Annotated in this window: 16 protein-coding genes; 10 read left to right on the top strand and 6 right to left on the bottom strand. The window is 61.6% G+C overall.

The window, feature by feature from the left end:
• Window positions 1-216: 216 nt before the first annotated feature.
• Genes J7I44_RS14080 through J7I44_RS14065 form a run of 4 tightly spaced genes read left to right on the top strand, consistent with a single transcriptional unit; the run spans window position 217 to window position 5,584 of the window.
• Window positions 217-1,527, top strand: a complete 1,311-nt coding sequence (locus J7I44_RS14080; protein ID WP_209622142.1) for a site-specific integrase — start codon at window positions 217-219, stop codon at window positions 1,525-1,527.
• The gene (locus J7I44_RS14075) at window positions 1,517-3,085 is read left to right on the top strand and encodes a site-specific integrase (RefSeq protein ID WP_209622139.1); all 1,569 of its coding nucleotides are present in this window, start codon (window positions 1,517-1,519) and stop codon (window positions 3,083-3,085) included. Before J7I44_RS14080 ends, J7I44_RS14075 begins: the two co-directional genes overlap by 11 nt.
• Before the next feature lie 46 nt (window positions 3,086-3,131).
• Window positions 3,132-5,114 (top strand): hypothetical protein, encoded by a 1,983-nt coding sequence (locus tag J7I44_RS14070; protein WP_209622135.1) that lies wholly within the window; start codon window positions 3,132-3,134, stop codon window positions 5,112-5,114.
• Window positions 5,115-5,116: 2 nt separating this feature from the next.
• Window positions 5,117-5,584 carry a hypothetical protein gene (locus tag J7I44_RS14065; RefSeq protein WP_209622133.1) on the top strand — a complete coding sequence of 156 codons (468 nt, stop codon included), beginning with the start codon at window positions 5,117-5,119 and terminating at the stop codon, window positions 5,582-5,584.
• Between the two features lie 592 nt (window positions 5,585-6,176).
• Here J7I44_RS14065 and J7I44_RS14060 read toward each other — a convergent pair.
• The 4 genes from J7I44_RS14060 to J7I44_RS14045 form a co-directional block, all read right to left on the bottom strand.
• Window positions 6,177-6,494: a hypothetical protein gene (locus J7I44_RS14060; protein ID WP_209622130.1), complete on the bottom strand. Its 318-nt coding sequence runs from the start codon at window positions 6,492-6,494 to the stop codon at window positions 6,177-6,179.
• 36 nt (window positions 6,495-6,530) lie between these two features.
• The gene (locus J7I44_RS14055; RefSeq protein ID WP_425599762.1) at window positions 6,531-6,845 is read right to left on the bottom strand and encodes a helix-turn-helix domain-containing protein; all 315 of its coding nucleotides are present in this window, start codon (window positions 6,843-6,845) and stop codon (window positions 6,531-6,533) included.
• Between the two features lie 943 nt (window positions 6,846-7,788).
• Window positions 7,789-8,646, bottom strand: coding sequence for a ribonuclease H-like domain-containing protein (locus tag J7I44_RS14050; protein WP_209622124.1), 858 nt, complete (start codon window positions 8,644-8,646; stop codon window positions 7,789-7,791).
• Window positions 8,643-11,054: a DEAD/DEAH box helicase gene (locus tag J7I44_RS14045; protein ID WP_209622121.1), complete on the bottom strand. Its 2,412-nt coding sequence runs from the start codon at window positions 11,052-11,054 to the stop codon at window positions 8,643-8,645. Before J7I44_RS14045 ends, J7I44_RS14050 begins: the two co-directional genes overlap by 4 nt.
• Window positions 11,055-11,218: 164 nt before the next feature.
• Here J7I44_RS14045 and J7I44_RS14040 point away from each other — a divergent pair, with 164 nt between their 5' ends.
• From J7I44_RS14040 to J7I44_RS14025, 4 genes are all read left to right on the top strand, one after another.
• Window positions 11,219-12,187, top strand: a complete 969-nt coding sequence (locus J7I44_RS14040) for an SOS response-associated peptidase family protein (RefSeq protein ID WP_209622118.1) — start codon at window positions 11,219-11,221, stop codon at window positions 12,185-12,187.
• A 36-nt stretch (window positions 12,188-12,223) separates the two neighbouring features.
• Window positions 12,224-12,517: a hypothetical protein gene (locus tag J7I44_RS14035; RefSeq protein WP_209622115.1), complete on the top strand. Its 294-nt coding sequence runs from the start codon at window positions 12,224-12,226 to the stop codon at window positions 12,515-12,517.
• Window positions 12,486-13,016 carry a 2'-5' RNA ligase family protein gene (locus J7I44_RS14030; RefSeq protein WP_209622112.1) on the top strand — a complete coding sequence of 177 codons (531 nt, stop codon included), beginning with the start codon at window positions 12,486-12,488 and terminating at the stop codon, window positions 13,014-13,016. The genes J7I44_RS14035 and J7I44_RS14030 overlap by 32 nt, the downstream gene beginning before the upstream one ends.
• 239 nt (window positions 13,017-13,255) lie before the next feature.
• Complete coding sequence (locus J7I44_RS14025; protein ID WP_209622109.1) at window positions 13,256-13,582, top strand: hypothetical protein; 327 nt, start codon at window positions 13,256-13,258, stop codon at window positions 13,580-13,582.
• Here J7I44_RS14025 and J7I44_RS14020 read toward each other — a convergent pair.
• Both J7I44_RS14020 and J7I44_RS14015 read right to left on the bottom strand, forming a co-directional pair.
• On the bottom strand, window positions 13,579-14,340 hold the full coding sequence (locus J7I44_RS14020) for a S1/P1 nuclease (RefSeq protein WP_209622106.1): 762 nt from the start codon (window positions 14,338-14,340) through the stop codon (window positions 13,579-13,581). The genes J7I44_RS14025 and J7I44_RS14020 overlap by 4 nt on opposite strands.
• A gap of 68 nt (window positions 14,341-14,408) precedes the next feature.
• A complete protein-coding gene (locus J7I44_RS14015; RefSeq protein ID WP_209622103.1) occupies window positions 14,409-14,627 on the bottom strand; it encodes a hypothetical protein in 219 nt (72 codons plus the stop codon).
• A gap of 285 nt (window positions 14,628-14,912) precedes the next feature.
• On the opposite strand from J7I44_RS14015, the gene J7I44_RS14010 reads away from it, so the two are divergent.
• Together J7I44_RS14010 and J7I44_RS14005 are read left to right on the top strand one after the other, a co-directional pair.
• Entirely contained in the window at window positions 14,913-15,386 is a 474-nt protein-coding gene (locus tag J7I44_RS14010; RefSeq protein ID WP_342451988.1) for a LexA family protein, read from the top strand.
• Window positions 15,386-16,675 carry a Y-family DNA polymerase gene (locus J7I44_RS14005; RefSeq protein WP_209622097.1) on the top strand — a complete coding sequence of 430 codons (1,290 nt, stop codon included), beginning with the start codon at window positions 15,386-15,388 and terminating at the stop codon, window positions 16,673-16,675. Before J7I44_RS14010 ends, J7I44_RS14005 begins: the two co-directional genes overlap by 1 nt.
• Window positions 16,676-16,820: the final 145 nt, after the last annotated feature.

Below are 16,820 nucleotides of genomic sequence, written 5' to 3'. Positions count from 1 at the left end.
GCGTTTTTCGCTTTGACGGGACCAATGTCACGCGTGAGTGGTTGCGCGGCGATTGATCAGACCATCCTTAGCGAACACTTATCTTAGAAGTGTTGATTTAGATCCGCAGAGCCCCTTCGTGGGGCTCTTTTTTTTGCCTTTGATTAGTTCGCGCAATTGTTAAAAAACCACCCTGATAGTGTTGACTTTCGGGAGATGTCGAGAACAGAGGTGGCGATGTACCGGCTTTCGAGGAACATGTTTGCAGATGGTGAGCGCGCTCCGATGTTGATCGACGCGCGCGGGCTTCCCTTGTTCTACCCGACGCTGTTTACAACCTCGCAGCTTAGGAACGCAGGCGCCGCTGTAAACACGATCATCAACAAGTTGAGAGACATATTGGTGTTGCTCGCTTGGCAAGCGAGGCAAAGCCCACCCCGTGACCTGGCTGTCGAATTCGCGCAAGGCAGGTTTCTATCGATTTCTGACATTGTCTCAATAAGAGATTATGCGGCGTTGAATCAACGCTTCGTACGCGCGGACCCTCTGCAAAACGCGCGCATAAGCAAAGCATTCCTTGAGGGGAATGTGGCCTCACAGCAACCACTGCCAGTAGTTGGACGCGAGCAGCATTACAACCGATTAAGCACAATTGCCGACTACGTGGAGTTCGTTGCGTCAACCACCACTAGGCATGCCTCCTCGTCCGCCTACGCGGCAGAGATCGCCTGCATGGCCCGGCAGTTGCGGAAACACCGACCTCGAGGTTTATCCAGAAGATCAGACAGAGAAGCTGTCGAGAGGACTCCGTCAACAGAACTCGTAAATAGGTTTATGGCGTTCTCGGACGTTGATTTCCCTGCAAACCCTTTCAGAGACCGTGCAGTCCGATTGAGGAATTCCATAGTTTTCAAAATGTTTTATTACACAGGGATGCGCTGTGGAGAGCTGCTGAGCCTGCGGCTTGATAAAGTCGATCTTGGTGACGAGCCTCGCGTATGGGTAATCCGCAGTCAGGACGATCCCCTTGATCCACGCACTAACCAGCCGAGCGCGAAAACCCGAGAGCGACCGCTCCCCATACCGCTACACCTGAGCAGGGATCTCAACGAATACATCTTTCGATACAGAGCGCCCATTAAGGCGGCACGTAAGCACCCCTATTTGTTCGTGAAGCACCGGCATGACGAGGGGGAGGGGCAGCCCCTGACGATCTCAGCACTTGGATCCATTATTGCCGCGATGCGCAGAATCGATCCTGGCTTCCGAGCCCTGCACCCCCATTCTTTTCGGCACTACTTTAATTATCAGCTGTCGTGCGCAATTGATCGCCACAATGCTGAGGCGCGTGAGGACGTTGGCTCCGCCGCCGATGTCATCTCGGAAGGACGCGAACTCGATATGCGTGCGTTCTTAAACGGCCACTGGAGCCGCGCATCCGGAGAGGTATACAACCGACGTCACATCCAAGAACTTAGCGGCCTTGCCGCCAAGGCAGTCCAGTCCAACCTATTGCGCAAAGCCGCTGAGGGCCAAGATGAAGATTAACTGCGTCAATTCCGCGAGGCCCTTGGGAGCAATGGAAGCTACGTCTAAGGATGGTTACGTCTTTAATGTGGCGGAATCTCATTGGGAGTTGAGCAAGGACGTGACTGTTTCCCTTGGGTTTGCAAACTCGCTTTCCCGTAAAGCAGAGCAGGGCTTCCGTTCCACGCTTAAGCGATACGCTGAAGAGATGTCTGCTCGACACGTAAGAAACATGGCTAATTGCTTCAAGCGATTTGTTCGGGACACGGACGCAGCGGAAGTGTCGGTCGAAAAGCTGCTGGATTGGCGCGCTAAGTTGGGACAGAAAGAGGATTTCCTGTTGGGCGCGCTAAAGGGCTTTCTTCTGGCGTGGTCAGAATATGGCTACGGGGGCATATCGGACGAAGCAGTCACGCTGCTTCTTTCTATGAGAATCAAGGGTAACGAAAAGGGTGCCGCTGTCATGGGGGGCTGCCCGAATAATGGGCCTCTCACGGATCTAGAAATGGCGTCTCTTTTATCGTGGGCAAACTCTTCGGTGGTTCGACGAGAGATATGCCTAGAAGAGTATGCCTATCTGTTCTGTGTAATGATGACCGCCCGCCGCGCAGTGCAGATCTCTGCGCTTAGAGGCGCTGACCTCAGAATGGAAGCAAGAGGAGGGGTGACAATGTACAGCCTTAATGTGCCGCGTGCCAAGCAACGAGGAGTGGGTTTTCGTGGGTCATTTCGAAAATTGGCAATAGTAGAAGATCTGTATCTGGTGCTCGGTCGCCTCCATCATCAATTTTGCGCGATGGTGGAAGAAGCAATTGGTAGCAATTTGGAGCAATCGCTTCGCGAGCAATTGCCGATCTTCGCTAATGCCGCGAGACTCAAATCGTGCCGCTCCAAAGATGATCTCAGGAGGCTGCTGAATGGGCCAAGACAGGATGTTCTTCATGCCCCCGTTTTGCACTTGAATGGCATTCTGGAGAGGCTGGCTCGTCTATCTACGGCACGATCGGAGCGAACGGGCGAATGTATCAGGATCACTGCTTCGCGATTCCGCCGAACCCGCGGCACAAAGTTACGCCGCGAGGGTTTCAGTGCGTTCGTGATCGCTGAGCTTCTTGATCATTCCGATGTGCAGAACGTAAGGGTCTATACCGAAAACACTGCGCAGGAAGCCGTGGTGATTAACGAACTAATTGGCAAGCAGCTCGCGCCGTTCGCCCAGGCGTGCATGGGCAGATTAGTGCGATCGGAGCGCGAGGCAATTCGAGGCGCTAACCCTCGGAGCAGGGTGCCAAACGACCGGCAGCATGCCGTTGGCACCTGCGGAAACTTCGGATTCTGCGCCAGCGGATTTCGGGCTTGTTATACGTGCAGGCATTTCCAGCCGTGGGTCGATGGCCCTCATCAAGAGGTGCTAGCGGACCTTTACGCGGAGAAGCAACGGGCGCGGGATGCAGGCTGCGCTGATCTCGTGATCAACGCAAACGATCAACTGATCCTGGCGGTTGAGCACTGCGTACAACTCTGCAACGAAGCGAAAGCTGTGAATAACACTCAGCTGCTGGGGGTGGCCGGTGGGTGAAGTCACCCAGTTCGTTCCTCGCGCAGAGAGAGATGGACGAGCGAATTTGGCAGCTTTCATCAAGCTGGCTCGCGAGTTCAGTGCCTTCGGCGGCAGTTCCGCCTGGGAAGCCGATAGGTGGAAAAACGGACGCACTGTGGCCGTCTTCGCTACGAGGACGGAATCACTGGGTACCTACCAATTTACCCCAATGGCTGACCCCTTTAGGGACTTTGCCAAGGCGTACGTGAAGTACAACTACTCGTTTCGACCGGTTGTTTCCGTTGCGTATTGGTTGCAGGCGCTCCGTTGTTTAGAGGCAGCCCTGCTTGAGTGCTGTGGAAGGGCCGACATACTGCTTCTCAACGGCGCGGTGATGGACATGGCCGCCATGAAGTGCAAAGAGTTCTTCATCTCAGAAGACGTATGGCACAAGACCGGCCTTGTTCTTGCGAAGCTGTTCGACTTTTGTAGGGCGAACCGTTTCGTTCCAAGTCTCCCTCAGTGGAAGTCTCCTTTCAGAAAGCCCACGATCCTAACGGAGGACCTCGGGGAAGTGGGGGCCAAACATCGGGAGAGCAAGCTTCCAACGAACAGTTCCATGCTGGCCGTGGCGGACCTTTTTGCCAACGCGAGCACGATCGAGGAAAAATATTTCTCTTCGATCGCCATCCTCTTGATGGTCGCGCCCAGCCGAGTGTCGGAGGTGTTGTCGCTGACGACAGATTGCGTTCAGTGGGAGACCGATGCAGCGGGAGAGCGGCAACTGTATTTGCGGTGGCACGCTGCCAAGGGCAAAGGACACACCAAGAAATGGGTTGTTCCTGCCATGCAAGATGCCGTACTGGAAGCAGTGAACAGGCTTCTGGAGATTGGGAAAGAGGCGAGACAAGCCGCGCGGTTTGCTTTCGAGAACCCAGGCGTATTCATGCGCCACTCGGGATGCCTTACGCCTGAGGGCTTTGGCCAGGATGAGGCGCTAAGCCCCGAGCAGTGCTGCGCTGCTATCGGATTGAAGGCCCCACGGCCGTGCGTTCGTGGGCAGCCCTCGTGGTCCCAGGTCAAGGTATCTAAAGAGTACCGTCAGGTCCTGTCTAGCGGCTGCGTTACCTACCGGAAACTGGCGGATTGCACCTTCAAAAAGTATCGTCTCGACACTTGGCCCGACATTGGTGAGGGTCAGGCGACTAAAGTGTGGGATGCACTCTGTCTGCATCGGGAATGTGAGTTCCACCAGGAGTTCCCTGTCAAGGCTTTCTCGTGGCGCCTACCGACGGCAAACGAGTTCAATGTGCGATTCTGCACGGATGAGGTGCGCATATCGCTCTTTGAACGAGCAGGCTTGAGGAACCCCGATGGGACGAGCATCAAGTTGACGTCCCACCAGTTTCGTCACTGGTTGAGCACGATGTCAGAGCGCGCTGGCATGGATGACTACACGCTGGCTCAGTGGGCCGGGCGCGCGAAGCCGAGCGACAACCGGCACTATGATCATCGGTCACCCGAGGAGCGCTTAGAGCAGGCACGACAACTTCTCTTAGGTGAAAAGCCCGGACTGCTTGAAAGGCTTCAGAATCGCTCGCCCGTGAGCTATCGGGAATTAGGTCTGGACCGGCCCGGTACGGCAAAGGCGACGTTGTATGGCATGTGCACACATGACTATGCGATGGCCCCCTGCGCGAAGCAGCGGGAATGCATGACCTGTAAGGAGCACGTCTGCATCAAGGGTGACCATGTCACATTGGAGCGAGTTCGGCTTCTGGAGGAGCAGACCAGGCTTCTGCTAGAACGCGCTGAGCGTGCTCACGAGGCCGGTGATTTCGGGGCGGATCGCTGGGTAGACAACCACAAATGGAAGCTCGCGCATGTGCGGACCATGCGGATGGTCCTTGAAAGGGAAGATGTCACGGACGGAACGCCCGTGAGAATTCCAGACGGCCACGATCCCTCTCCGGTGCGACGGGCACTCATGGAACTAGGGCTGTGTGAGGCTCCGCTGCTGGAACCTGGTGTGACTGTTCGCGCGCCGCTGCGCCTCGGGAAGGTTTGATCGTGCCCAAGAAGATCATCACGAGAGCGACTCTCCCAAAGGTCCTGCGTGAGCTAGATCGATGGGAGGGAAAACTCACTTGGTCGTTGTTTTGCAGTCGCGTGGCCAAGGTGCTGGGGGTGGAATCCATTTCACGGCACACGTTGTATCTCTACCCTGCCATCAAGGAGGCATTTTCCCAGCGGCAGGTGGATCTGCGTGAATCCAAGGTTCGTCTTCCCAAGGATTTCACGCTAGAGGTGACGTTGCGACGCGTAGCTGACTTGGAAGCCCAAGTGAGGCGTCTTGAAGCGACAAACCTGGCATTGCTCGACCAGTTCCGACGCTGGCAGTACAACGCGTATGCCCAGAATGTGCGGATGGATTCGCTTGAGTGGGACAAGCCGCTACCCATGGTGGACCGTTCAGGGAAGCGTCGCGGCAGAAAAAACGCGGCGCGCCGGGGGCGGCGCACTCGTGGATCTAGCTGACGTTATCGCGAAGCTCAGGGACCAGGGGCGCCAACGGTTCCTTCCCTGGGAAGCCACCCAGCTGCATGTCCAGCTTCGATAGCTGTGACCATGGTCAGGATTAGCCCAACTAGGAACCACAATATAGTCAAAGGTGCGCTTACGCTCGCTGCAAGCCAAGCAAACATCGGCCTTTTGCTCTGTGCCGGCAGCATCTGACCGGTCCATGGACCCTTAGCCGTAGCGCACACCTGTGGCGTCGTCTGCACGCACAGATGGAGGCCTGTTTTGAGACGGTCCACCATGATCATCCCCTGACCGCGGACCGCTGAAAGGCGACCTTCGATCACGATGCTGCTGGTCGTTGTTTGGACCGTGGTGACAGGCCGCGAAAAGAACCCGCCGACACTTGCGGTCGACGACACAAATTGGCCCACGTCGCCTGTACGTAGAGTCGTGTCGGGCGTGCAGGCAACGACCACGCCAAGGACGGAGGGCGCGACTATTCCGACGAGGGCTGCAGCAAAAAAAAGGGCCCTCGCTGCGCGACTGGCTTTTTCTGCTGGCTTCAATTGAGCTCATACAAGGCGTCACCCGATCCCCACCCTCGACGTCAGGACAGGTTGTAATGAAGCTCGGTGAAGTAATGCCCGGCGAACAGCGGTACCTGCCCAAAAAGGCGTTGCGCGGCAGCCGGGATCCATTCGATCATCGTGCTGACATCCACATCCGGGTTTGGGCAGATGGACTTGGTCAAGATGCCTCGGTGGAAGTACTCAGGCAGCCGTTCTTTGAGTCTTTGTTCGGCGGCGTGGGCACTACCGGCTACCGCTAAACACGACGTTAACCCCTCGCCCGTCGCGGCGTAGTTCATAAAGCTTATGTACCAGCCGGCGGTGAGAAAGGTTGGTGGTGTACCGGGCCGGGCCATGAGGGTCTCCTTGAATTCGCACCCGCGCATTTCAGGTCAAGACTCGATTGCTTTGAGCAAGCAATCCTTCTCTGAAGCCGGAAGTCGCTCAAAAGCCAGGATCAGGCGGGCCAAGCGGTCATCGTCGGCGAACAAATACGCAGTCGGGACTCCCAACGCCGCAGCCAACCTTTCGATCGTGGCGATATCGGGCTCGTGGACACCCAACTCGTACCGGTTGACGCGTGTGCTGGCCACAAACGGGTCCAAGCCTGCCTGAATGCCGAGTTCCTTCTGAGACAGCTGACACCGAAGGCGTGCCTCCTTGAGGCGGCGCTGGAACACCAGCCGGATATCTGTCCGTCGAGGCACGTCACAAACCCGGTAGAGAGGTGCCTACGAGATTCGTAACTTTGCCTTGGTTGCGATACTACGAGTTTCGTAGCATCCGGCGCAAGCGGCCTCGAGGATAGGTCAGTTGCAGCCTCTATCATGCCCATACAGCCGGTAATCGACATCGCGTTGCCCTCGGAGGCGATCCGCTTTCGCGGCGCTGAAGCTCGACTCGGGCAGCAAGGTGGCCTCCTAGAGTGCAGGCTTCCCAGGGCTCTTCGCTCGACGCTTAGGCTTCGCCTCTTTCTGGGCGATGAGCCCTTGCAGGTAGGCGATCCCTTCTTCCTCCGGGAAGAAGGTGACCACGTCAGCTACCGTCAGTCCGTAACGCTCACGCAGTGCCAGGAACTCCGCCCTTGCTGCGAGCAAGCGAGACTGCGGCGATCCTTTCCTAGGCACGGGCCTGTCCTTGCCCTGCGAGTTCTCCCGGTCTAGTGCCGCAAGCTCTTCTTGGAACCGACGGAAGTGGCCGAGAGCAGACGTCAGCGTGGGGCCATAAGGGAGCGTCATCCCAGGTCGGGAAGGCGTCCTAAAGAGAAGCATCAGCACGCAGCGATTCACTATTGGCCTGCATGCAGTAGCGGTCCAGTTGGATGCCGGAGCGCTATGTCTGCCTGCGTAGTTGCGGTGGTTTTTTGCGGCTCAACCTGATGGAATGCGATAGGGCCGCTGCGTTGCTCGCCGTACTTTCACCTACCAAGGCTAACTAGCATGGTCGCCTTCTACATTTCCCTCGGAACGATTGGCGCGATCGCCATGGGCTCCATCGTTTTGGACCAGTGGTACAAGCGCCATCATGGCTCGGGCGCTCATCTCAACAAGCGGCAATGAGGCCAGCGCATGGGCCGTTGCGAAGCGTCCGGGGCTAGAACCAGATCCACAGGCTCCATGGCCGCTGCTGGCCGGAAGCAGGCCTGTTGTATTAGGCGATCGGTACTGCGGCCGGCGGACATGCGCCGAGCCCCGAAACGCGCAGGAGCACGCCCGCCAGACTGCGAAGGTCCTGCGCATTGTGGTGAGCCACGCGACGCAGATTGGTGGCCGGTCCGCCTCGGAGATATGCAAGCCAGGCCGCTGGCGCTTCCGATCCTGGAAGGTCGTCGTCGCGTACCACGCCGAGGAGCTGACGCTCGGCAGTCGCGAGGCGACAGTTCTCCCATACACCCTTCCACCGCCGACGGACGGGGTGGAGCAGGTCAAGGTGGCCGAGGCCGGTGAGCGGGTTGGGCAGCCGGGCCAAGCGGTAGCGGGTGGCGAGCAGGGGCGCGTCGTAGCTCTTGCCGTTATAGCTCACGAGTACGGTGTCGTCGCGCAGCCATCCCGCGAAGGTCCGCAACATCGCGGTCTCGGCGGCCATGGTGGTGATCGTTAGCTGGCGAATGCGGAATCGACCGTTCTGTTCCCAATGGGCCGCACCGATCATGAACGCCCGTGTGCCGGTGCCGCCGGCGAGCCCGGTGGTTTCCGTATCGAAATGAAGCAGCCTGGCAGTGCCAACTGCCTCGTCCCAGCGCGCAAAGGTCGTGTCGATCAAGGGTGGCGGAGACAGCCAGTCCACCACCGCCTCGGTGAGGAACAGTCCGCTTGCGATCTCTTCGCCGGGCACGAAGCGATCCGTCGAAGATGCACGTGGTTCCGCGCGCTGCAGCCGCGAGCGACCTTGGATCAGCCGTAGTACGTCAGCCGACAGGGTCTGTTTCGGCGCCGGCGTCGGGGCCGCGGGAACCGACAACCCTGATTGCGTGCGCAGTTGGCGCAGCCGGTCGGCCAGCGCGCTCACAGGGCCACCAGCAGGCCCAGAACCCGTAAGGCCAGGGCCTTGGGCGTGTCCGCGGCCGCTTCGTCCGCGGCCAGGATCGGTCCGACGCAGGCCGGGCAGCCGGCCATGCAGTCGCAGCGATCGACCAGCGTCATGGCCATGCGGACCAAGTCCTCGCGCCGTTCGAACAACGGCGCGCTCAGGCCCACGCCACCGGGGAAGGCGTCGTAGAGATAAACCGTCGGGGTGAAGGGCGCGTCGGGCGCCAGCGCCATTGGCTGTCCGTCCATCCCGCGCAGCTGGCCGCGGCCCGCGATGTCCGAGGCGACGAACCACGCCCCGTCAGCGCTGCCCACCGACTTCTGCAGGTCGCGTGACTCCGCCATTACCGCTACCGTGGCGACGATGTGCAGGGCATAGGCTGCGCCGAGGAAGCCGTCCAAGGCCTGCTGCCGCCCATCGAAGGCCTGTTCGAGTTCGCGTTGGGCGAGCTGCCACCAAACGGCGGTGGTGTGCAGTTCCTGGTCGGGCAGGTTGACCGGTCCGTAGCCAATGTTTTCGTGGGTGTAGTAGCGGATCTTCTTGTAGCCGGCCACGCGCCGTACCACGTGCACCTCGCCGTGGTGGGCCTCGCCGCGCCCCGCGCTGGAGCTGCCGAAGCAGTCGAGCACCTTCAGCTTGGTGTAGTCGATGGCGTCGGTGTAGTAGTCCACGTGGGTGCGCGTCACGAACGCCTTACGGCCCTCCCAGTCGAGCCGTTCGACCTGGTAGGGCACGGACTGGATCATGTGGATCGCCCCTTCGTAGAGCGTCACTGGCACGGCGGTATAGTCGACTTCGGCAATGATGGTCTGCTTACCGCCGGTGCGGTCGACCACCACGAAGTTGCCGTCGGCCACGCTGCGCAGCGAGACCGCGTTGGCCGGATAACTGTCAGCGATCCATTCCCAGCGGTCGCCCTCGCGGTGCAGTACGCCTTCCTCGCCGAGCACTTCCAACCAGGGCGTGGCCGCGCCCGGTCCAAACACCTCATCGCCCACGAACGGCAGTTCAAAGGCGGCACAGCGGATATGGTCGAGCAGGATCAGCGGCTGGTCGGCGGCGATGCGCGCGTGCTCGGGTGGAGCGCCCTCGAAGAACTCCGGATGGCGCACCAGGTACTGGTCCAGGGGATCGCTGCTGGCTACCAGCACGCCCAGCGCGGGCTGCTGACGCCGGCCGGCCCGACCGAACCGCTGCCAGGTCGCCGCCATGGAACCGGGGTAGCCGTTGAGCACCACGACATCCAGGCTGCCGATGTCCACGCCCAGCTCGAGCGCTGAGGTGCTCACGATGCCGTCGATGCTGCCGGCACGCATTTCCCGCTCGGCGGCCCGGCGTTCGGTGGGCAGGTAGCCGCCTCGGTAGGCACGGATGCGTGGAGGTTTGCGTGGGTCGTGATCGAAGACGTCCTTCAGGTATTTGGTCAGCACCTCGACCATGGTGCGGCTTTGCGCGAACACCAGGGCCTTCATGCCCGCCTTGATGGCCAGTCGGGCGATCCGGTTGGTCTGCGAGCGCGCCGAGGCGCGCAGGCCGAGATCCGGGTTGATCACCGGCGGATTCCACAACAGCACGTGCCTGTCGCCCGAGGGCGCGCCGCTTTGCGTGATGGCGGTGACCGGTTGCTCGATCAGCGCCTCAGCGTGCTCCTTGGGGTTGCCAATCGTTGCCGAGCACAGGATGAACTGAGGAGTCACCCCGTAGAACGCGCATACGCGCTTGAGTCGCCGGATCACGTTGGCCACATGCGATCCGAACACGCCGCGGTAGGTGTGGACCTCGTCGATCACCACGTAGCGCAGGTTCTCGAAGAACTGTGCCCACTTGGTGTGATGCGGCAGGATCGCCTGGTGCAGCATGTCAGGGTTGCTCACGACGATGTCGCCGTGGAGGCGAATCGCCTGGCGTGCGTCGCCCGGCGTGTCGCCATCGAACGTGAAGGCCTTGACCCCCAGCTCACCGGCCTTGTTGAGCTCCAGCAGGTCGGCGACCTGGTCCTGGGCCAATGCCTTGGTCGGAAACAGGTACAGCGCCTTGGCTCCCTGCTTCATCGCAGCACTGAGTACGGGCAGGGTGTAGCAGAGGGATTTGCCGGATGCTGTCGGCGTCACGATCGCTACCTGCTCACCGCGTTGTGTCGCGACCCAGGCCTCGGCCTGGTGGCTGTAGAGCGCATCAATGCCGCGCGATCGCAGGGCGTGAGCTAGTGCCGGCGGTAGGTCCGCGGGCAAGGGCGCGAAGGATCCCTCGCGACCCGGCACCACGAAGGAGCCGGTGATGCGTTCGGCGTAGCGCTTGGATAGCCGTTGGGCTAGCGCGCGCCCATCGCTCGGGCCGCGCAGGACGAGATCGTCCGAGGCCTGGTAACGATCAGGGAGAGCGTTCAATGGGAGCCACCTTTGATTCTTGGTGGCAGTAGATCGAGGGCGCGTCTCGCCCGATGAGACTGGTCAGGAAAGCTTGTTGGTTGATGACCGACCAGGTGCCCACCTCCGCGCCCCTTCGACGCCCCGGTCGGTATGCTAGTCACTCCCTACGCCGGAGCGTTCGCATGTGCTACTCCGCCCAGATCAAGGCCGACTACGTCCGCTATGTGCGTCAGTTTGGCGCGACGATCAGCCTTCAGCGCTTTACCGAGCTGTTCTGGGAACGCCGCCGGGACGGCACGTGGTCGAAGATCCCCAAAGCCCTTCGTGAAAGCTTCCGGCACCCGGACAGCGAGGCGGGCTTTGAGCTTGCCAAGCTCGTGGCTGAGGGGGATCGCGAATTGGAGCAGCGCTACCGGGAAGACCTGGAGGCCCAGCGGGAGCGTCTGACCAAGGCGGAGGCAGTGCTGGCGGGCCCCAAGCCCACCAAGAAGGCGGCCGAAGACAAGCGCATTGCGACCAACAAGATCGCGGCGACAGAAGCCAACCTGGCGGCACTCCAGCGGCGCGACCTGGTCGATGACGATGCTCGAATCTTCCCGGGTTCATATGCGCCTGTGCTGATCGAGCGCGATGGCCAGCGGTTTGTGGTGCCCATGCGCTACCAGTGCCGCATGCCAGGCTGGAACGCGGCCGTGGAGCGCAAGTATCCCGGCACCTACAACGCCCGGCGGGACAAGCTTGAGGAATCCTGGAGCCAACTCTTTGGCTACCGCCATGGCATTCTGGTGGTCACACGCTTTTATGAGAATGTGGCCCGCCACCGGCTCGAGGGTAGAGCGCTGGCAGAGGGAGAAAGGGAGGAGAACGTGGTACTCGCCTTTGACCCGCAGCCGCCTCAGGACATGCTGGTGGCCTGTCTGTGGAACGTTTCCAAGGGCGCGGACAACGGATCGGACCTTTTCACCTTCGCCGCCATCACGGACGAACCACCCCCGGAAGTTGCGGCCGCAGGCCACGACCGCTGCATCGTCCCGATTAAGCCCGAGCACGTCGATGCCTGGCTGAATCCAGCCGTGGCGCCACGCGAGGCCCTGTATGCCATCCTGGATGACCGGGCGCGCCCTTACTACCAACACAGGCTCGCCGCGTGATCGGACGGCGTCGACACGACGGCGTAAAATCGAGCCATGACTGAGCCCACTCCCGAAGGCCGCCGCCGCTACCCGCATACGCAGGGCTATTTCCCGGACCCGGCGCAGATCGAAGCTGCCCCGGACCGCGAGCTGCCGTGCACCTGTGTCCACGGGTGCCCGAGCCGCTGCGCCGGAGAATGTGGCTGCAAGGCCTGTGAGCAGGCCTTTGCCGAGTTCTGCGACGTCGCGGGGTTTTACGGCCCGGGTGAGTTCGACGAGGCCGCGGCGCTCGCGGCCTACCGCGAAGTGCATGCGCATGGCCGCGTTCCTAGCCGTACTGACGCCTGAGGCCGACCCGGTTGTCGGGCGCTTGCGAGAGCGCTGGGACCCCTCAGTGCAGCGCGGGCTGGGCGCGCACATCACCCTCCGTTACCCGTTCCTCCCGCTCAGGGCGCTTAGCCCGCGCGACCAAGCGATGCTGGCGGACGCGGTCGCCTCTGTGCTGAGCTTCCACTACACCCTTGCGCGCGTTTCCCGCTTCCCGACGACTGTGTTCCTCGACCCCGAACCGGTGGCGCCGTTCGTTGCCCTACGCGCGGCTGTAGAGAGGGTCTTCAAGCGACACTTGCCCGCGGATCCGTTCCCGCGATACGCACCGCACCTATCGGTCGCGCGCCAGGTTCGCGATGCGCGCGACGAAGTGATGGCGGCGCTCACCGCAGCGTTGCCGGGCAGTGGCGAGGGGATTCGTGCAGCGTGTAGGGCGGTCGTGCTGCTCGAGCGAACCGGTGGCGGCCCATGGCAGGTGCAACTGCAGGTGCCGCTCGGCGAGTCTCGCCTCATCTGAGGGGAATTGAGGCCGGGTCAACATCGAGCACCAATGACGCGAGGTCGTCCGGCTGCGACAGCGGGCGCTGCCTTGGCAGCGCACCCCGGGTAGCTGTCGGCATTGCCTTACAGATGGGGTCGTGGGCGCCTGATGGGCAAGCACGTTGGCGCCGAACAAGCTATGGCTGCCCCGCGAGTCAGGACCAAGGCGACAGGGAGTCAGGCGCGAGCCGACCATGGGTGTCCAGGCGCGGACCGATGACCGGGGCCCTTCCTTACCTGGGCGTGTGGCTTATGCGGTCTGTCTTTTGTGTCGAAGAAGGCGTCGTTGGCTGGCGTGTGCGTCAAGGTGCGACCGGCCTGGCCGAAGCACTTACGCTAGCCAGCGCCATTAAACATGCGCGCAAGCTCGGTCGCGACTACCACGAGCGCACGGGGTCTGAAGTGACAGTGGAGCTTGTGATTCCCGAGAAATCGTTGCTGCTGGAGCAACATCCGCGGCGAACGTTGGAAGCCACGGCCGCCGCGTTTTGGGTGCCGCTGCGCAATGCAGCGGCAGGGGATGGCGGCTGCGCCTGTCGCTAGCCCAGCAACCGGTTGAGCACTGCGGCCAGCCGCAATCCTGCCCGTTCCAAGCGCTGCTCGACCACGGGACGCCATGTCCGAATGTATTCCGTACTGATCTTGCGGGGCGGGTAGAAGCCTGGCGAGCTGACCAGCGCGCCGCTCTCGTGAACCCAATCCTCGACATCTCCACCGCTCGCCACATGGGACAGGTCTCGCTCGATACGCTGAGCCAGTTCGGTGGGCGCTTGCCCGAATGTTTCGATCAGCCCCGTGTCCCAAACGTGGTGCAGGTTCGAGCCGCGACCCTGCCAGCGCACCTGGTACGTATTCCCGCCCTTGTCGTCACCGTAGCCGGCATGCAGAGGTTGGTGGGCATCACCCACCAGGTGGACCACGTAGCGCAGCGCTTTCGCCCGGTCCTCGTCCGAGGCATGGTGATCGCCCAGCACGAGCTCCTGGCGTTTTAGCGCAGCAACGAGGCATTGATCGCCGCCGGGACATAGATCTGGCGAGTAATGGAGGTCCGAGCCGCGCGGGAAATTGACGTAGTGCCACTTGCTGGTGGCGGGGTTGCGGTGCTCGTCGGCCCACGAGGCGATGGATTCCAGCGTGGCACCCGATTCCAAGGTGAGCAGTCGCTGGACTTCGGCACGGGCGGCGGGTGTCAGGTGATCGTCGGCAATTTGGGCAACGACGGTGTGGCCGTCGCGGCCCCACGCGTAAAGATGGCTAGCCGGCAGGAGGAGGACGAGAGCAAGCAGGAGGCGTGTGTGCATCACGCCATGATAACGGGTGGGCTTGCTGAGCCATGGGCTCCAGCCGGCGCGATGTCGGGAGACCAGCGCTATCGCGTACGCGCCGCGATGAGCTGTTGAAGGTAGGCGATCCCTTCTTCTTCCGGAAAGAAGGTCACGACGTCCGCGACTGTCAGGCCGTAGCGCTTCCTGAGCGCGAGAAACTCTCCTTTTGCCAGTTCCATTGGCGACTTGGAAGGGCGGCTCGTGGCATCAAGGGCCGCCAGTTCGGCCTGGAAACGGCGGAAGGCGTCGGTGGGTATGGTCATGGGCGCATTCTCCCACGCGGCTGGAAGGGCGATCACTTGATCGATGGCGCGGGTGAGATGCCCATCGGCCTCAAGCACGTCAAGAACTGAGACTTAAGGTACGGCGCGGGCTAGGTAGCCAATCTCGCGTTATGAGCCAGACTGCGTGGTAGCTTTGATTTCTGTCCCAGAAATCAAACCAGCATGAGCACGTCTAGCAACAACCGCGGGGGCATTCGCCCCGGAGCCGGCCGGCCCGGCGCACCCTCTCAGCGTATCCGCGTCCCCGAGCCCCACGTGCCCGTGGTGCTTAGCTTGATCGACCGTCTGCGCAGGGAGGACGTCGAGGGCATCGAGCACCTCGGCACCGTCGCCGAGGCCAGCCCCTGGCTGCTCCGGCACTTCACCGAGGTGCCGTGCGGTTTTGCGTCCCCTGCGGAGGACTACGAAGAGAGCCCGATCGACCTCAACACAGTGGTGATGGATCCGCATCACCGTGAGGCGACCTACTTGGTCCGCGCCAAGGGTCACTCGATGACCGGCGCGGGCATCAATGATGGCGATGAGCTGGTCGTCGATCGCGCACTCGAGCCGCGTAATGGCTCCATCGTCATTGCCGTCTACCAGGGCAAGGCCACCTGCAAACGCTTGCGCTACATGGCGAACGGGCGCCCCTACCTGAAAGCTGAGAATCCTCACTACGAGGACCGCGTCATCGCGGAAGGCGACGAATTCGAGATCTGGGGCGTGGTTCGGTACGCCTTGCACAAGCTCATCTGATGGCCCCGCGCTTCGCGCTCGTGGACGTCAACAACTTCTACGTCTCCTGCGAGCGCTTGTATGACCCCACGCTTCTTGGCGTACCCACCGTCGTGCTGTCCAACGGCGACGGCTGTGTCGTCGCGCGATCGGCCGAGGTAAAGGCGCTAGGGGTGCGCATGGGCACCCCTTGGCACCAGATGCAGGACCTGGTGCGACGGCATGGCATCCAGTACCGTTCCTCGAACTACACCCTCTATGGGGACATGAGCCGCCGCACGATGAACGTGATCGGCCAGTTCGTGGCGCGCTACGACCAGGAGGTCTACAGCATCGACGAATCGTTTCTGGATCTCCGCCGCTACCCGCACGCAGACGGTGCTGCGCTCGGCAGCCAGATCCGACAACGCGTCGCCCAGTGGTGCGGGCTGCCGGTATGCGTTGGCGTGGGTGCTACGCGCACGCTCGCCAAACTGGCGAACCACCTTGCAAAGCAGCGGCCTGCGTTCGGTGGTGTCTGCGACCTCACGGCCATGGCTGCTCGGGATTTCCACGACGTGGCCGCAACGGTCGCCGTCGGCGACGTGTGGGGCATCGGCGGCAAGCTCTCGGCCCACTTACAAAGCTTGGGCATCCATACGGTGGTGCAGCTCATGGGCACTGACCCCAAACGCTTGCGGGAACGCCTGGGCGTGGTGGTCGAGCGCACGGTACGCGAGCTGCAGGGGATCGCCTGCAAAGGGCTGGACGTGGTCGAACCGCGCCAGCAAATCATTGCCTCGCGGTCCTTCGGCGAACCGGTCTTTTCGCACGAGGATCTGAAGGCCGCCGTGCAGACTTACGTGGGCCGCGCGGCCTACAAGTTGCGGGGGCAGGGGAGTCGGGCGGGCACGGTGAAGGTCTGGCTGGAAACCAATCGCTTCCGACCGCAGGATCCGCAATACCACCCGTGTGCTGGGGTGCGCCTGCCAAACCCAAGCGACGATCTGGCCGAGCTGACGCGCGCCGCCGATGTCGCGCTCGCCCGGATTTTCAAAGCCGGCTACCGTTACACCAAGGCCGGCGTCATGCTCGAAGACCTCGCCGACCAAATGCACGTGCAAGGTGGCTTGTTTGATGCGGCGGCGGCAAGCCCCCGACGCCAAGCCCTGATGGCCACGCTCGATCGAATCCACGCCCGTTTCGGGCGGACGGAAGTTGGCATGGGGCACGCGGGGGTCAAGGCAACCAAGGGATGGACGATGCGGCGCGGGCAACTCTCTCCGGCGTACACCACCGACTGGGCCCAGCTCCTGGTGGTCGAAGCGTAGGACCGCGAGGAGGCCTGCGAGTCAGCGATTAGGCCAAGTTACCGGGGGTAGGGTGGTCGTCTGCTTTCGACCCAAAGCGGACATCTCCTCGCCGCGGACCGTCGAAAGGGTCCGCCTTTGCCAACATGGATTAGCCGAACGGGCC

Origin of the sequence: Frateuria flava, assembly GCF_017837635.1 — a bacterium.
Taxonomy (GTDB): domain Bacteria; phylum Pseudomonadota; class Gammaproteobacteria; order Xanthomonadales; family Rhodanobacteraceae; genus Frateuria_A; species Frateuria_A flava.
This window is presented reverse-complemented; position numbering and strand designations above follow the sequence as displayed.

Excerpts from the sequence above, each read along its gene's own strand:
- J7I44_RS14080 (WP_209622142.1), top strand. The coding sequence starts at position 217 with ATGTACCGGCTTTCGAGGAACATGTTTGCAGATGGTGAGCGCGCTCCG.
- J7I44_RS14075 (WP_209622139.1), top strand. The coding sequence starts at position 1,517 with ATGAAGATTAACTGCGTCAATTCCGCGAGGCCCTTGGGAGCAATGGAA.
- J7I44_RS14060 (WP_209622130.1), bottom strand. The coding sequence starts at position 6,494 with ATGGCCCGGCCCGGTACACCACCAACCTTTCTCACCGCCGGCTGGTAC.
- J7I44_RS14040 (WP_209622118.1), top strand. The coding sequence starts at position 11,219 with ATGTGCTACTCCGCCCAGATCAAGGCCGACTACGTCCGCTATGTGCGT.
- J7I44_RS14035 (WP_209622115.1), top strand. The coding sequence starts at position 12,224 with ATGACTGAGCCCACTCCCGAAGGCCGCCGCCGCTACCCGCATACGCAG.
- J7I44_RS14030 (WP_209622112.1), top strand. The coding sequence starts at position 12,486 with ATGGCCGCGTTCCTAGCCGTACTGACGCCTGAGGCCGACCCGGTTGTC.
- J7I44_RS14025 (WP_209622109.1), top strand. The coding sequence starts at position 13,256 with ATGACCGGGGCCCTTCCTTACCTGGGCGTGTGGCTTATGCGGTCTGTC.
- J7I44_RS14020 (WP_209622106.1), bottom strand. The coding sequence starts at position 14,340 with ATGCACACACGCCTCCTGCTTGCTCTCGTCCTCCTCCTGCCGGCTAGC.
- J7I44_RS14015 (WP_209622103.1), bottom strand. The coding sequence starts at position 14,627 with ATGACCATACCCACCGACGCCTTCCGCCGTTTCCAGGCCGAACTGGCG.
- J7I44_RS14005 (WP_209622097.1), top strand. The coding sequence starts at position 15,386 with ATGGCCCCGCGCTTCGCGCTCGTGGACGTCAACAACTTCTACGTCTCC.